This is a genomic window from Epilithonimonas sp. KH_059 (assembly GCF_057838485.1).
In genome coordinates this window covers 984596-1000742 of record NZ_CM174468.1, presented here as the reverse complement: position 1 = coordinate 1000742, position 16147 = coordinate 984596, and the positions used below count along the sequence as shown (strand labels likewise).

Annotated in this window: 11 protein-coding genes; 4 read left to right on the top strand and 7 right to left on the bottom strand. The window is 34.7% G+C overall.

The genetic code is table 11. The features are described from left to right. Positions 1–395: 395 nt before the first annotated feature. The 6 genes from AC3IRX_RS04620 to AC3IRX_RS04595 form a co-directional block, all read right to left on the bottom strand. Positions 396–923, bottom strand: a complete 528-nt coding sequence (locus AC3IRX_RS04620; RefSeq protein WP_489211309.1) for an ATPase — start codon at positions 921–923, stop codon at positions 396–398. Positions 924–1106: 183 nt separating this feature from the next. Then, on the bottom strand, positions 1107–1361 hold the full coding sequence (locus AC3IRX_RS04615) for a hypothetical protein (protein ID WP_489211307.1): 255 nt from the start codon (positions 1359–1361) through the stop codon (positions 1107–1109). A 62-nt stretch (positions 1362–1423) separates the two neighbouring features. Then, positions 1424–2800, bottom strand: coding sequence for a hypothetical protein (locus tag AC3IRX_RS04610; RefSeq protein ID WP_489211305.1), 1377 nt, complete (start codon positions 2798–2800; stop codon positions 1424–1426). Between the two features lie 3 nt (positions 2801–2803). Further along, positions 2804–6457, bottom strand: a complete 3654-nt coding sequence (locus AC3IRX_RS04605) for a YobI family P-loop NTPase (RefSeq protein ID WP_489211304.1) — start codon at positions 6455–6457, stop codon at positions 2804–2806. Positions 6458–7010: 553 nt separating this feature from the next. Then, positions 7011–7268: a hypothetical protein gene (locus AC3IRX_RS04600; protein ID WP_489211303.1), complete on the bottom strand. Its 258-nt coding sequence runs from the start codon at positions 7266–7268 to the stop codon at positions 7011–7013. A gap of 297 nt (positions 7269–7565) precedes the next feature. Further along, positions 7566–7781 carry a helix-turn-helix domain-containing protein gene (locus AC3IRX_RS04595; protein WP_489211301.1) on the bottom strand — a complete coding sequence of 72 codons (216 nt, stop codon included), beginning with the start codon at positions 7779–7781 and terminating at the stop codon, positions 7566–7568. Positions 7782–8386: 605 nt separating this feature from the next. Between AC3IRX_RS04595 and AC3IRX_RS04590 the strand changes: the two genes are divergently transcribed. After that, positions 8387–8758, top strand: coding sequence for a PH domain-containing protein (locus tag AC3IRX_RS04590; protein WP_489211300.1), 372 nt, complete (start codon positions 8387–8389; stop codon positions 8756–8758). Between the two features lie 125 nt (positions 8759–8883). On the opposite strand, the gene AC3IRX_RS04585 is transcribed toward AC3IRX_RS04590, so the two are convergent. Beyond that, the gene (locus AC3IRX_RS04585) at positions 8884–9396 is read right to left on the bottom strand and encodes a hypothetical protein (protein ID WP_489211299.1); all 513 of its coding nucleotides are present in this window, start codon (positions 9394–9396) and stop codon (positions 8884–8886) included. Positions 9397–10252: 856 nt separating this feature from the next. Here AC3IRX_RS04585 and AC3IRX_RS04580 point away from each other — a divergent pair. From AC3IRX_RS04580 to AC3IRX_RS04570, 3 genes are read left to right on the top strand one after another with little or no spacing between them, the layout of a single operon-like run. After that, complete coding sequence (locus AC3IRX_RS04580) at positions 10253–11551, top strand: TlpA family protein disulfide reductase (protein ID WP_489211298.1); 1299 nt, start codon at positions 10253–10255, stop codon at positions 11549–11551. Positions 11552–11585: 34 nt separating this feature from the next. Continuing rightward, positions 11586–14762, top strand: a complete 3177-nt coding sequence (locus AC3IRX_RS04575) for a SusC/RagA family TonB-linked outer membrane protein (protein ID WP_489211297.1) — start codon at positions 11586–11588, stop codon at positions 14760–14762. Between the two features lie 12 nt (positions 14763–14774). Continuing rightward, positions 14775–16124, top strand: a complete 1350-nt coding sequence (locus AC3IRX_RS04570) for a RagB/SusD family nutrient uptake outer membrane protein (protein ID WP_489211296.1) — start codon at positions 14775–14777, stop codon at positions 16122–16124. Positions 16125–16147: the final 23 nt, after the last annotated feature.

Below are 16147 nucleotides of genomic sequence, written 5' to 3'. Positions count from 1 at the left end.
TGGTGTCTTTTATGTTCTTGCTGTATCCGTGTGAATATTCATGTACTACTATAGTAGTACGCCATACTCTTTTTATCAAGTATTTGAGTGCTGCACTCTAAATATTTGAAGAATCAAAAATACGCATATAAAAAAGGGCGAATGTAATTTTTGGAGTGGCTTATTGAATTAGACAAATAGGAAATCTCAATAAGTATGGAGGCGGGCTTTATAGAGCTTTAGTGCAATGTAAATGAGCATTGTGGTAGAGTTTAAGCCAGGATGAACCAGGTCAACCGGACTTACACTGTTAGTGAAACACTACCTGCCCAATTGATCTTTGTATTGGTAAAGATTTAAAACCACATACCTAACTGTCAAATCAAGTCGTGGCTGTTGCACTGTATGCAATAAATTTACGATTTTATTTTATTGATGATATGCTCGACAAACCAGTTTGGCATATTCGCTTGGTCAACGTGTATGGTCATCACTTTATTTTCAACTTCCGCAATCATCCTCATTGTGTTAGAATTATCAAAAAGATAAACCCGGCCTGACAGCTGAATAGCGTCAAAGACGTTTTCTAATGTTAATTTATATCTTGATATTACTTTTTCTTTATCTACTTTGTGACCACCTTTTGCCACTCTGTTTTCTACGCGAGAAACATTGATTTCAGGATCATCTACACATACAAAATAAAGATAGATTCTATAGCCCTTTTCTCTGGCAAGCTTAAGTTCGTTCAGTTTGGAAGAATGACTCATAACACTTTCAAAAGAAAAAGTGTTTTCATTTTCTATCAACTCTTTTCTGATAAAAGACGATATTAAGGAAGCTTCATAGCTATGTGTATCTTTTGATTTATCAACTATAATGTTTTCATCTAAAGAAACATCAATAGAATGATTTGATTCTTCTGCTTTTTTAAGAAGTGTCACTGAATCGTCTTCTTTCAGAAAGTCATTGAAATCGTTCTGGCTTACTTTTAATTGAATGTATTCAGGTCTAGGAAACCTGTTTTAAGAATTTCTTTTTCTATTTCATCGGAATTGGTTTAAACTCCTCAAATAAACTCGACTTTCCTGAACCATTAAGACCACAAAAAAGTCGAAGTTTCATTTTTACAGACATAACTTACTGCCTTTTCTAAGCCCATGCTTTTCAGAAGTAATTTTATCCACTTTTCCCGATGCTACCCATCTATCTTTGAGGACAGTGTAAATTATACCATCTTTGATAACATTATACGGAATGTCTAAAACTCTTGATGCTCTCTGTGCATTAAGTGAGGCTCTCCTTGCTGTTCTCTTCAGACTTCTGTTACCAGAAGCGGAGATTATCCTTTTTCTGATTTGTTTTCTTTCTCTAATTGTCATTGCAAGTATCTTTTACTACACGAATATACCAAATATTAGTGATATTATTTTTTTGAGCTGAATCACGGGGTTTCTCTTTCCCAATGTGAACCATCAATGATAGGAATTTCGTCTTCAGGTACTATTAAAAAATGTTTGGGAATCGGAAGAATTGGATTAATAAGTGATGTAACCACGTTGACGGTCTCATCAAAATACCAATCTTTATCTGACCGCGTATAAGACTGAAAATAGTGACAGTAGATCCAACACAAAGTATTGTCTAAGCTATTAAAGTTTTCCATGGTACCTAAAATTTTCTCGAGCCTAGCTTTTTCAACTTCTGGCCCGTCAAAAGTTTCGATACCAATATGAATTATACTTCCTGTTTTGTTATCAAATTGTTTAATAGCGCTATAAATCTGCCTTTTTATATCTCTTGCTTTTGCATTAATAGAAGCTTCCGCATCGCAATAACATTGCACACCAAAAACATTGGCAATTTCTGCTAAATAGCTATTATTAACATTACCCTCACCCAAAAAAAACTGAACACTTTTAGTTCCGCACGTAAAGCTCGAATAGTCTACAGCTTTTCCGGCTATCAGTTCCAAGAGCTGTGGAGAATGATTTTTAACATAATATTTTTCAAGATGGCTATTGATTTTGATAGTATCAACTTTAGATATTTTTATGTCAACTTCCGCATTTGAAACTATTAATTCATGTTCCATATTAGGAATGATATTGATCAGTAAATCCTTCAGATAGGTATCTGATAATGATTTTAGTTCGACGTGGATTGTTATATCAAGTAGGATATTGTTTTCTAACAATAGATCTTTAACTTCATTTATCAGTGACAGTCTTTTTTGGGTTTCAGTATATGTGTAATCTGCTGTTTTGCTTTGTCTTTTACATTCGACCTGCCAGCTTGCAGTACCTTGTGTCATTAAAAAATCCGGTTTTTTCCCAGTTTCTCCTTGTCTTTCTTCAACTATAGTCGCTTTCCAACCATTTAATACCCATAATAGACCTGTCAAAATTTCAAAAAGAATAGCATCTGCTTCAGAAGATCTTTTACGAATTAAATCCCGCATTTTCTTGTCAATACCTCCAATAGATTTTACTAGCTCTAGATTTTTCCCCAATCGTTTAAATATCGGTATAATCCGCGCACCTTGAAAGTACTCATATTTGTGGCGTTCATAGATATAGGTGTAAGTAAGATATAGATACCAACCCATTTTGTCGTCTTCAATCACAATACTAGGTAAGCTTGCTATATTGGTTGAGATGTCTACAGGCTGTAAGCAGCCGGATAGATAGCTTTCAATAGCATTCTTCTTTTTAAGCCAATCAGATTGTGACAGGTATAACCGAAACCATTCGTATGCTGCAATAATATCCTCGTCATCGCATTCAACTGTCGGGAATCTTGAAAGAGGGATTCGATTCATACTTTAATAATTAGCGACAATTTTAATTACATTACTCTTAACCACAAATGAAGAAATCAAACCCTGGTTATTAAGATTATTAACAAACTCACGATTGTGGCTGTTTAAAGGGATTGTGGGTCTTTTTCTGCTTACAGCGATTTCAGAATAAGGATAGGGTAAATTTTTTGCCAGATTACTAATTTCTTCGATAGATAGTTTGCTAAATTGAATGTTAAGCAGTTTTATTCTATTTTCTACCGAAGTGGTATTTTTAAATAATCCCTCAATGATCTGGTATTCTAATGGAATATAAGAAGAGTTTGAAAGTATGGCACAGACAATAATCGAAATATCCTTACTATTGATAATTACATCAGAATTAAGTATTTTTATGATTGCAATTTTAGTTTGATGATTTATTTTAGTCAAATTGCCTAACAGTAAAATAATATCTTTTTCGTCCAAAGGATATTTTTCAAAATCTTCAATGAATTTATTTTGATGATTGGCTATAAGGTCGATATGTTGATGGGGAAATTTTTCTTTCAACAGACTATAATTCTCTTTAGATAGGGTCAGAATATTTTCAACCAGATATTTCACCTTCTCAATACTCAAATTATCGAAGGCAAGCTGGACTCTTGTGTATAAACTATTTTCCAGCAATTTTTTATAGCTCGCGTCTGACAAATCATTGCACAGTAGAATATTTTTTCTAAACTCTACATAACCAAAATCTCCCTCCTTATCCATCTTTTCCTTCGAAAGCTCAAGATAATTTTCACCATTATTCAAAAAGTCTATCAGGGGTTTTTCCAGAGAAGAATCGCAATCAATATAATAATCAATTACATTTTTCCAATTTGGTATAATTTTATTGGACTCCACCAGCATTGTTTTTATTTCCGAATCTACTTTATCTGATATACTGGAGATTTTAAAGCTATATTTATTTATCACATCCTGTTTTAATTTTTTTTCCAAATTATGATTATTTAGGAGTATAAGAAATGACTCTTCTGGTTCTTCAGAATTTCCTTCTAATTTTAAAAATACATTTTTAACATATGTACTTATATATCCTTTCACATAGCCAATAAGATGTTCGCACTTTGAATGAAGAACAGAATTAAAATGAGCTTTTCCTAAATCGCCTGCTTGTCTATATTTACTATACTCAAGCATCATAGCTTCGATATTTTCCGCATTTATCTGATAACTATCATTTTCATAAACATAATCGAACAATCTTTTGGTATCATCTTTAACAGGATCTAAAAGCGAAAATTTCACATCTAATATTTTCAACAGCGAAGAGACCTTTTCAAAATAGTCAATTTCATCAGTATTCTTTATCATCGACAAGAAATATGACCTTTCTTCAATCAAATCCTTTAACAAATAATTATTTTGAAATTCCACGATATCTTCGTTCGGAACAAACTTTATCAAAAGCTCTAGATAAAAGTTCATTTTTTCCTCAGTATAATTGCTATCATTGTATAGATAATCGATCAATCCCAGCCAAGACTTACAAATGGACGACATAAAAATTTCTTTCGGAAAATCTTCTCGGTGTATATACGAATCTATAAATACGATAGATTTTTCCTTCTCGTTGCCCAATAAGTTTATGATACTATCATATAAAGATTTATAATTAGTATGATTTTTAGCAAGAAAATCAAGTAAATCAAAATTCAAAATACTGTCTCGTCTGAAGTATTTTTCAGGAATTTTACTAATTACAGTCTCAACATTTGTCAAGTTATAATCGAACGCTAGAAACTCTCCACTCTTGACTTTCTTCTCGAAAATGAAATCTTCTTTGGTCAAACTTACCTCGTGGAATAAAGAGATGTGATCATTATAATTTTCATTGAGGTAACCATTTATCAGTAAATTACGCATCAAAGGACTCCCGGCAAAAACATCTAAATAAGTGCTTATATCAATTTCTTCAAAAATCTGCTTTACATCCCAAGATTTGACTTCTTGTCTTTTGTTTTTGAGTTTTTCAATCTCCAATTTGATAAGTTGAACCATATCGTTGGTTTTATCTAAAATAAATTGTTCTCTTTCCGAATAGGTGAAATCTGAACTTATCTCCCTTTCAAGATCAGAAAATTTGAAATCTAGTTTGGTGGTTGTTTGGCTGTATTTATAAGAATCATATCGTGTATAGACGTTGTAAGTGACATTATTATTAATGATATAATTTTCGAAATTTTCGTCATCTGTTAGTTCGTTAATAGGAGCCTCTATAAATAAAGTTGCGTTTTGTGGTAAAAGACATAGAACAGCGTTAATATATCTAATTCTTAAATCTTTTACACTTTTAATAACTTCATCTTCAATTTTTTTGATATCTTTTTCGTTCTTTCTAATCTGTTCATCAATTTCATTTATTATTCCTGAAACATATTTGCCCTTATTATTTATAAATTGATAAAGCATTCCTTCTCTTCTGTGTAACTTCATAAAATCGTTAGGATACAGATTTTTGTAAGTAATGATTGCGAAAAGTTCCTCCGGCATGGTTACAAATTCCGGGTTAAGGGCCTCTCTGTATAAAACAAATTCGTGGAAGATATTGATGAGCAAACGCATATCTATATCATCAATAAAAGTAATGACGTCACTGATAAATTCTTGGGATAGAACAGATTCCAATTTTGCTTCCCTAATAAGCTTGGATAACTGTTCATCGGCGTTGGATGGATTAATGAAGGGTATTATCGGAATTATATATTCAAAAAACTTAACCCTTTCGTTCTTATCTTTAAACATATCATCCTTAATTGCATATATAAATTTTATCTTCTCATAACCTCTTTTACTTTGGATGGACTTTGAATTATTCAGCAGAATATTTATTTCTCTAAGTTTTGTGAAAATATCCGAGTTCTCAAATCTGTCTAAGTCTTCAATCACGATTACATTATAATCAGTTCTTTCAAAAAAGTAAAGAATCTCTTCCAGATGTTCATTAAAAACAGATTTATCAATATTATCACCTAATTCAACTTCTCCCTGAATATTTAATTTATTGATTTTGGAATTGCTGAATAAACGAACAACGGTTTTAGAAAACATTCCGATTCCAAAAAAGAATATAAGATATACTAGTAAACCTATCCAATCTATATTCCTCCATCCCAAGATCCAAGTGTCCGGATTAATTTTCTTTATGTAGTCAAATTTGAAAAGAATGAAAATACTAGAAATCCATAAGACCAATCCAATAGCGATAGACCAGATTTTCCCAGTTGTATTGTTAATAATACGCTTGAATCTTGAATCAGGAATTTCACCTGGCTTTACGTGATAGAAAATCTGCTGCAATATGCTTACTTCGAGCATTCTTTCCATTTCATCCGTATTATTAGTATCATTGAAAGATGCTAAAGAAATATTGAGGTATTTATTTTCTGGATTTAGTTGCTGAAATGTTTTGATAATGGTACTTTTGCCAGAACCGTAAGCGCCAGTAACAGCAATGTTGGTTATCGCAGGTTCGTCAATTGCATTTTTGATAGCCGTAAGATAAGGCTGAACTCTTGCAACTTCTTTCTCATCTGTCAGCACTTTAGCTGCTAAAGAACTCAAACTCTTTCTTTCTGGTAGCTTTTGATTTTCTTTTAATCCGATTTTATGAAGTATCGATTTCAGCATATATAAAATTTTTCATCTAAAACTCAAAAAACATTCCTTGGACAATATTTGGTTAATTGTCAGAAAGTTATACGATTAATAATTTCAAACCTGCCATTATGACTGGTTTTTCAGATTTAACTTATAATTAAGCGATATAGCAAATTCAGGTAGGTTCTGCCAGTATTTATGGTCGTATCACTGTATGCGCCCTACGATCTACATAGTGTCTCACCTGAACTGAGATTTTAGCTTTGCTATAAATTTTATTTACATGAGTAAACGTGAAGCAGGATTGTCCTTTGTAAAGAAATGGAGATAGAGTGGTCTTAGTAAAAAGGTTAGGTGTTAAAAAAAGGTGTTGGCATTCACCGACTACTTTATTGGTCAAGCCGGGACAGGCAGCTAGGGCTCTTTGGGTTTTCGTAAAATTGACAATACAAACAATTTGTCGACAGGTGAGCTTCGCATCGTATATCAAAACGGTGTAAAGATTGAGTGCCGAGCCACTATGTCTGTGGTACGAGAAGGTAGCCACGAGCTGTGTAAGTTGAAAAGTAAAATTCTTACTTTTTTAGTCTTCATCCTCGTCGTCTCTGCGCAAAGTATGCTTTATAAGTTCAATCGGTGAAACTCCGAGAGATGACGCAATGTTTTTAATAACCTTAATTTTGTCTTCTGCGTCTCTTCTTGCCCGTAGGCCGAGTTCTTCTTTTGTCATCTTGCTTTCTTCTTCAGCCCATTTACGAAAACGATCTCCTGTGGCTTGTAGATCTTTGAAATGGTCATCCAAATTATAGTAACAATTGTGTTTTGGTTCTTCTTCTTCCATGGTATTTTTAATTTAAGTTTTTATTAGAAATTCTGACAATTTCCTATGTAAATATACTTAATTCTACAAAAACTTTAGGGGTTGTGAGTGATTATATTTTGCTTGTGCAAGAAGCTACCGCTTTGAAAACAAAGCTTTTGCCTTTGTAGAGCGGATTTAAGAGTGGTTAGAAGACTTTTGTGCATTGGCCTAGCAATCCAGCTATTGTCGATTAGGAAAGCAGTTAGAAACAATAGCTCCAATAAGATTTAATCAAGAATATTTTTGAATTTTTTTTGAATCGCTATTCGACTGTGTTTAGTCTGGCAGGTTTGTGCCGTACTTTTCCTCGAACTCCTTTAGTAAGTCCCCAAGAGAAATATTTTCTTGGCGGCAAATTTTATAAATGGTGCTCAATGGGATGTCATACCCATTTATGGATTTGATCTTTGTCATTGTGGAAGAAGAAAGACCGCACAATTTTGCGTATTCATTTTGAGAAATTGTTTTTCCGTTGTCATCTTTTAAGTCCACAAGAAATTTTGATGCAATAAATTGGCAGATATACTTCTGGAGGAAAGCTTCTGAAGTATTTGTATTGTTGGGGTTATTAGTAGTACTGGCCATGTTCAGTCAATTGAATCAAATTAAGCGAAAAAATGAAAATTTCTTGTTTGTGATGACAAATGATTCAGATGATTTTCGTATCTTTGTAAAAGATGCCACAAAGGTGGGCTCTTGCGACTTTTCAAGCAGTAAATGAAGGCTATATTCTAATTAGGTTCTACTAATTGTTGCCGTTCTAATGCTAGGTCGCACTGACATAACTTATAGGTGAATAAACCTACGGATCTCTATTTCTGGATGGAGATATTTCATGAATTTTTTACGACGTTGTACAAATGGGGGGAGGCTATTGCATTAAGTGATGTTGGGTTCATTTGATTGCGAGATTTGCGGAACCCCGGTACAGCGTAATTAGAATGAACTACTCCAAAAAAGTTTTTTCTATCATACTTTAATTTTTTTAAAATTTCATTATGAAAATTGCATCTAATACTCCCGTTAATTCTAGTACTCCCTCAATTCTTTACAGGGCTCATTTGCATTGGACATGCTTCCTACCTTCAAGCATTTTAATGGCAATAGGGTCGGTTAGCATTCCGTTTGTACTTTTAGATATCTACCGTATGGCTATTCATGGAATTACATCAATAATTGCCTGGCTTCTGTTTTATCTCTTCGTGAAAGGGTTTAATCTCTTTGTTGAAACTTATTTTACAACCATTACAGTAACTAAAGATCATCTCACCGTTTCTAAGGGATTTATGTATCGTAGAGAAACAGATCTTCCCATCAGAAAGATTCAAGGAAGTCATTTAACGATTCCTATAGTAGGACAGTGTCTTAACTACGGTAGATTGTATGTAGCCACGGTTGGTTTTTGGTGTGCTTTACGTGTCGCACATCCAAGAAAACTCCGAAATGTTCTAGTGAGCATTTCAAACTGATAGACTGCTTCGCTGTTTGAAATTGTAGCTTCCTATTTTGAAATATTTTCTAAGCATTATACATGAGCTCAATTGTTAGACCTGGCTATTTTAGTTAGGTCTAATTTTTTTTATTACAGTCGTAATTAAATTTTACCGTACACATTTTTCCTTCCCTCTTTTCCAATAACTTTTATAACCTTCTTTATTTCCAAGTTTCTCATAACACCTGCAATTTCTGTCGCTGAAACGGATGGGGGATTGATAACTCCTAGACGGACTAATTCTTTTTGAATTTGCCCAACCGTTTTACCTTCTTTTAGAAATTCGGTCATAATTATATTGGTTCTGATTTTGGCAGTTAAATTAGTTGCTTCCTTTTCCTTTGGCGGCAAAGGTATTTTTGGAGTTAATTCAATTCCCATTGTACTTATTGGTCCGAAGTCATATTTTACTGCCTTTGCGTACTCAATATAGTAGTCGATATTCGTGGCATCACCTTGTTCAATAGTTCGGATTGTATTACTGGTAATTGTCGTCATGTGAGAAATATCGGGTATGGAATAGTTTTGTTTTAATCTTTCAAGACGCAAGTTATCCCCGAGGATTTTCCTGAATTTTGGTGAAACTAAACGTTTCTTTCGTGCATCGTTATCCACTATTGTATATATTATTTTAAATTAGTTAATTGGTGTTTGCATGTTTCATTTATCTTTACTATATTTGTATTAGTAATTAAAACCAGAAAAATGCGACTTTAATTAGAGTCTTGTTATCGAAAACTGCTAATATTTGATGACGCAAGACCAACTGGGAAGTCGCTACCTCGTATTTTGTATATTTGCATTATGGGGTAGTCTCCCTATTGGATATTTCGTCAAGGGTTCTTAGCAGTACCTCGATAAGAGTTGAAAGTAGGTAGCTGCCCTTTTTCCTATTTAGACTTCTGTTATACTTCTAAAATTCGGACAGGAGAAATCATTTCACTTTTCCGCACATTGCCAACATTGCCCACTTTTGATAGTGGGGTAGAGACGAAATTGCCTATTTAGGTAACTGATCCTACATTTCCCATTCAAAAAGCAACCCAGCCCTTCAATTTGAGGTTGACGGAACTTACTATCTGCTAAACTAACTCGCACGTTAAAAGTAAGATGTTTTTTCCACTTACCCAAATCGATTGAAGATTGATTTGCGGGTAGTGTTGGTTTTTTCTTTCAAACTATATAGTCAGGTGTTTAAAACCCCTGATATCGAGCATCAGATGGCTTTCGATGCCATTTTTCAACCCATCTTTACATTCATATCTTCATTATATTTTTTTGGGAAGGATTTTCCTTCGCAATGGAGAAGCTATATGCCGATGAGAGGGGAAATCTAACTCCCAAAAAAGACTTAGGTCAATTGCGTAAAACTTACGTCAAAAATAAAAATGCCCTTTCCCTTGATTAGAAGCAATACGAGAAAGAGCGTGGTCTTAATAATTGTTTAACCAAAAAAACCAAGAACAAAACTATGGAAAAAAAGTTTTGCAGGGACATCATCGCCCTAGTATTTTTAGTTCTTCTCAGTCTACAGATTCCAGCGCAGCAAAAGGCTTTTAAAGTAGGAGATGTACTCCCCGAAGATTTCTGGACAAAAAGCCATCAAATTGTGAATAGTACTGAGAAATCAATTAAACTTTCTGAACATCGAGACAAATTAATTTTGCTTGATTTCTGGAATACCTGGTGCAGCGGGTGTTTGATTGCTTTCCCTAAAATGGAGCAACTGCAAGAACAATTTAGGGATCAAATCTTTATTCAGGCTGTAACTGGGCAGAATCGCCAACTACTTGACAAATTCTTTTCGTCAAAAAATGGACAGAGATTTAAGAGTATTAAGTCAGTTACAGAGGATAAATACTTCAATCAAGTTTTCCCTCATATAGGTGAGCCTTTCATCGTGTGGATTCAAGATGGAAAGGTTGTTAACACAACAGATAGTCGACAAGTAACCGCTGAAAATATTGCTGAGGTCTTGAAAGGGTATTCAGAAAGCCTTCAGACAGTTACTAGTATAGATCGTAAAAGACCTTTTATGCTAGATGAAAATTTTGATCGACAACGCAATGTTACGATGCTTAATTACTCTATTTTTATGAAAGGGCATGTCCCTGGCATTGGCGCTGGAGGTAAATATAAATATTCTGCTTCCAAGAAAGAAATCGGACGACAGTTCACCAATTTACCATTGAGTGATATTTTTTTTGGAATTGGACTAAAAGCCTTTAATTCGATTAAGTCCGAGGGTCGTTTCAATGAAAAAAGAATGATTCTCAATCTTAAAGATGCTTCCAAGTTTTATGCGAAAAATGAGTCAAATGGAACATTCGAAAATTCTGATCTATATAGTTTTGAGCACAATGTACCAGAGGATAAGGCCGATTCACTGTATGTAGATATGCTCGAAGTGCTTAATCGCTATTCTAATTATAATGCGAAGATCAAAGTATTGCAAACGGATTGTCTTGTCCTAAAGAGGACAACAGATACAAATTTAATTGCAACAAAAGGAGGAAAGAGAATTTCGACCTTCCCGCAAGCACCTGCCATTCTACAAAATGCTCCGTTACTCCATATGATAAACATGATTAATGGGGTCACTCCAATCCAGCTTCCCCTTCTTGATGAAACCGGTATCAGTGAGAATGTTGACCTAAAGATTTCTGGAGTTTTTTCTGTAGAGCAGCTAATAAGAGAATTAGCTCCCTACGGATTAACCATCGTTAGAGAAAATCGACCCTTAGAAATGCTTGTGATTTCAGAAAAATAATTGATAAGATTCTAAACTAAACACTAACTAAACTATGAAATATTTATTACTATTTCTGCTAGCAGGTTGCTGGCTAACGCTAAACGCTCAGGCGACAATTTCAGGTACTGTCATTGATGGAAACACCGGTGAACCTATCATCGATGTGAATGTATGGGCAAAGGATAATAGAATTGTACCTACCGACAAACTAGGAAAATTTAAAATTTCTGTTAATGAACCAAAAGGCAGTTTGTATTTTTCCAGAAGGGGATTTGAAAGTCACTCCACTACTTATGATGTTCAACTGGATGCCCAAATAAGAGTGGTTTTACACGAGCAGTTGCAAGATATTGAAGGTATCACGCTATCGACAGGTTACCAAAGCATACCAAAAGAACGTGCTACTGGATCCTTTTCAACCGTTAGTAAGGATATGCTGAACAAGCAGGTTACTTTGAATATTATGGATAGGCTTCCTGCTGTTGCTAACGGGGTTATGGTTTCGAATGGCACCGCTTCTGGTCAGCCCCAATTAATGGTTAGAGGACTTAGTACGATTAAAGGACCAAAATCTCCACTTATTGTTTTAGACAATTTCCCCTATGAAGGTGATTTAGCTGCAATTAATCCTGATCTCGTTGAAAGTATTACGATTTTAAAGGATGCTGCTGCTTCAAGTATATGGGGTGCAAGGGCTGCTAATGGCGTAATCGTGATAACCACTAAGAAAGGGAGTTTTGCAAAATCATTTTCTGCTGATTTTAACACTTCACTTTCTGTTAGCCAAAAGCCGAATTTGAATTATATTCCCTCAATGAGTAGTTCAGATTTTATAGATGTTGAAAGAGAACTATTTGGGAGAGGGTACTATGATAAAGATATTACTTCATATAATCATGTTGTTTTGTCACCAGTAGTCTCACTTCTTGAAAAACATCGAAGTGGCTTGATTGGAACTTCTCAATTAAATGCAGAAATTCAAAGATTGAAATCAATTGATTCTCGGGAACAGTTTTCGAAATATATTTATTCTTCTGCAGAAAATAGACAGTATTCGTTGAACTTGTCAGCTGGGAGTAAAAACCTTGCATGGTCAGCAATGATTGGGTATGATGACAACATAGGAAGTTTAAGTGAGAAGTATGACAGATTAAACCTACGGTTTGAGAATAGTTGGAAGCCGATAGATCGATTAGTGGTGTCCACAGGAATTTGGATAAACCAAATTAATACGGAAAGTGGCAAGGATGGAATTAGTTCTGTTTTGGTTAAGAATGCCGGATTACCATATATGGAGATTGCGGATAAAGAGGGTAATGCTCTAAGTCTACCTAAAGACTACAACCAAGACTACAAATTGAGTTTGGGCGGAGGCAAACTACTTGATTGGAATTACTATCCTTTGACAAATTGGGAACATACTAAGGCAACATCTGAGCAAACTGAATTGAGATTGAATGCAGGACTCAAGTATAACATAATTGAAGGTCTGGATGCGATCGTGAACTATCAAGTACAGAAAGGCACTGGGATATCTGAAACTTTATATGATGAGCAAAGTTATGATGCAAGAAATGCTGTCAACCTTTTTTCGACCATTGATTCCCAAGGTAAAGTTAGCTACATCATTCCAAAAGGAGGGATTTTAGCACAATCTAATTCCGGGGCTCTTTTAACTAATCTGCGGGCTCAGGCAAATTATAATCGCAATTGGGGAAAACATGCTGTCAATGCAATTATAGGCTCAGAAGTAAGGAATTCAACGTCAGATTCTCGAGCCTCAAGATATTATGGGTATAATAAAAACAATAAATCATTTGCCAATGTGAATTATACTGTAAGATATCCCACCTTAATGGGTTCATATAGTCCTATTCTAGATGGTGCTAGAATGGAAGATAAGACAAATCGATTTATTTCTATGTATACAAATGCAGCCTATACATTTGATCAAAAATATACGATTTCGGCAAGTGCAAGACGTGATGCAAGTAATCTGTTCGGTTTAAATATTAACGACCAATGGAATCCGTTTTGGTCCGCCGGATTTGCTTGGAATATTTCAAACGAAAAGTTTTATAATTCAGTTTTAGTACCAAATTTAAAAATTAGAGGATCTTATGGTTTTAATGGGAATATAGATCCCGCAATGGTTGCAGTTTCCACGATTAGATATTATGGAGTGTCTCGTTTTACCCAAACGCAAATGGCTCAATTTTCTAATTTTTACAACCCAGAACTAAAATGGGAAACGACTCAGATAATTAATTTAGGATTAGATTTCTCAAGTCGCAATAGGCGAATTTTAGGATCCATAGAGTGGTACCAAAAGAAAAGTGATGATCTATTTGGTCAAGCTCCTCTTGATTATACGACAGGTATTACAAGCCTTTTGTGGAATGTTGCGGGAATGAAAGGGAGTGGCTGGGATATAAACTTGCAAAGCAAGAATGTTGCTCGCATGTTTTCATGGGATACTTCCATGAATCTAAGTTTTCAGCGAGATGAAGTTACAGACTATTATCTTAATAATATGATTGGCAGGCAGTTTGTGATTTCTTCTGTTCCTGTTTCAGGAGCTGTTGGAAAGCCAGTTTATTCAATCTTTGCCTATAAATGGGGAGGTCTTGATCCTCAAACAGGGGATCCAAGAGGCTATCTTAATGGAGAGCTAAGTAAAGATTATCTAGAGTTAACAGGTCCCGATACAACAATTGAAGATCTCCATTATTATGGATCAGCAGTGCCTACTGCATTTGGTAATATTACAAATACGTTTGGATATAAATCATGGAGCTTAGACATTGGCGTTTCTTATAAACTTGGGTATTGGTTTAGAAGGAATTCGATAAATTATAATAGACTTTATGAAAATTGGTTAATGCATGATGATTTTGCTAATAGATGGCAGAATCCAGGAGATGAAGCTTTAACGAATGTTCCGTCTATTCAATATCAAACAAATAGTGCTCGAGACGAATTTTACTTAGGCTCTGAAGCACTTATTGAGAAGGGTGATCATATCCGACTGCAGTACGTCCACTTAAATTATAAATTCAATCCCTTTCGAAATAAATTGTCCAATTCTATGCAACTTTATGCGAATATGAACAATTTGGGAATCCTATGGAAAGCGACAAAATCAAATCGAGATCCAGATTATAACATGGGTTCTCACACTGTGTTACCCCCACTTACATTTTCACTAGGTTTAAAAGCTCAATTTTAAAAAGTAATTATTATGAAAAAATACTTCAAACTTCTTTTCTGTGTTTTTGTCTGTTTCCAATTAACAAATTGTAGAGATTTCTTAAATGAAAAGTCAGACTCCAAATTAACGATAATTCAAGATTTGAGTGATATTCAAGCTCTCCTTGATGGCTTTGGAACTCTCAATACATTGTTTGCAGCTGACGGTGAAACAAGTTCAGATGATTTTTATCTAACAGATGATCACTATAACAGTCTTAATTTTGAAGAAGATAAAAGACTGTATACATGGATGGCAGATAATGTGTCGAAGTCATCCTCTCTAGGCAATACTTGGTTTCACACCTATCGTGCTATTTTCACGTCCAATTCCGCACTTTCTAATTTAGAAACGCTCGGAGTTAAAAGTGCAGAAGCTGATTATATTAAAGGACAAGCATTATTTCTAAGAGCAGCTAGATATCTTGATGCTGTGCAAATTTGGTGCGTTGCATATGATCAGAAAACGGCATCTGAAACTCTTGGTTTGCCATTGAGATTGGATCCGGATATGAATATACCTTCAAAAAGAGCTAGTCTAAAAGAGACTTATGATCAGATAATTAAAGATTTGGAGGAAGCAGCTATTTATTTGAAAGACGAAGAATTTTCAAAGTTACGACCCTCACGACCAGCGGCACTTGGTTTACTTGCTCGAGCATATTTATATATGGGTGATTACGATCGATCATTGCTATATTCTGAAAGGGCATTATCGATTACAAACACATTGATGGATTATTCCAAGTTGGATGTAAATGCTGCATATCCATTCAATGATATGAATGAAGAGGTTCTCTTCTGGTGCCTTATGGATTATCAATATCATTTGCGGCCAGCTAGAATTGTGAATAGTCTTTACGAGAAATATGACGATAATGATCTGCGAAAGCAATTGTATTTCTATTCTGCTAATGAAGGTGAAGTATATTTTAAAGGTTACAGTGCTGGAAGTAATGGACCAAACGGTTCCGCAAGTGTAAGTGAAATGTATTTAATTAGAGCTGAATCTCTTGCTCGAAAAAATAAAGTCTCTGAAGCTATGGTAGTTTTAAATGATTTGTTAAAGTGGAGATGGGTGCCAGGGACATATGTACCGTTTACGTCATCAACCCAAGATCAAGCATTAGAAATCATTTTGGAGGAACGTAGAAAAGAACTGTTAATTAGAGGCTTACGTTGGCCTGACATTAAGAGATATAATCGTGATGGTTCGAACATCACCTTAAAGAGGACCCTTAATGGGCAAGACTTTACTTTACCGCCTAATGATCCCAGATATGCGATTGCTATCCCTGAAGAATTAATTAAACTCTCAGGAATAAAGCAGAATCCTAGGTAGTAATAAAGCTGCCTTGCGAATTG

Coding starts and splice junctions, on each gene's coding strand:
- AC3IRX_RS04615 (WP_489211307.1), bottom strand. CDS start 1,361: ATGACAATTAGAGAAAGAAAACAAATCAGAAAAAGGATAATCTCCGCT.
- AC3IRX_RS04610 (WP_489211305.1), bottom strand. CDS start 2,800: ATGAATCGAATCCCTCTTTCAAGATTCCCGACAGTTGAATGCGATGAC.
- AC3IRX_RS04605 (WP_489211304.1), bottom strand. CDS start 6,457: ATGCTGAAATCGATACTTCATAAAATCGGATTAAAAGAAAATCAAAAG.
- AC3IRX_RS04600 (WP_489211303.1), bottom strand. CDS start 7,268: ATGGAAGAAGAAGAACCAAAACACAATTGTTACTATAATTTGGATGAC.
- AC3IRX_RS04590 (WP_489211300.1), top strand. CDS start 8,387: ATGGCAATAGGGTCGGTTAGCATTCCGTTTGTACTTTTAGATATCTAC.
- AC3IRX_RS04580 (WP_489211298.1), top strand. CDS start 10,253: ATGGAAAAAAAGTTTTGCAGGGACATCATCGCCCTAGTATTTTTAGTT.
- AC3IRX_RS04575 (WP_489211297.1), top strand. CDS start 11,586: ATGAAATATTTATTACTATTTCTGCTAGCAGGTTGCTGGCTAACGCTA.
- AC3IRX_RS04570 (WP_489211296.1), top strand. CDS start 14,775: ATGAAAAAATACTTCAAACTTCTTTTCTGTGTTTTTGTCTGTTTCCAA.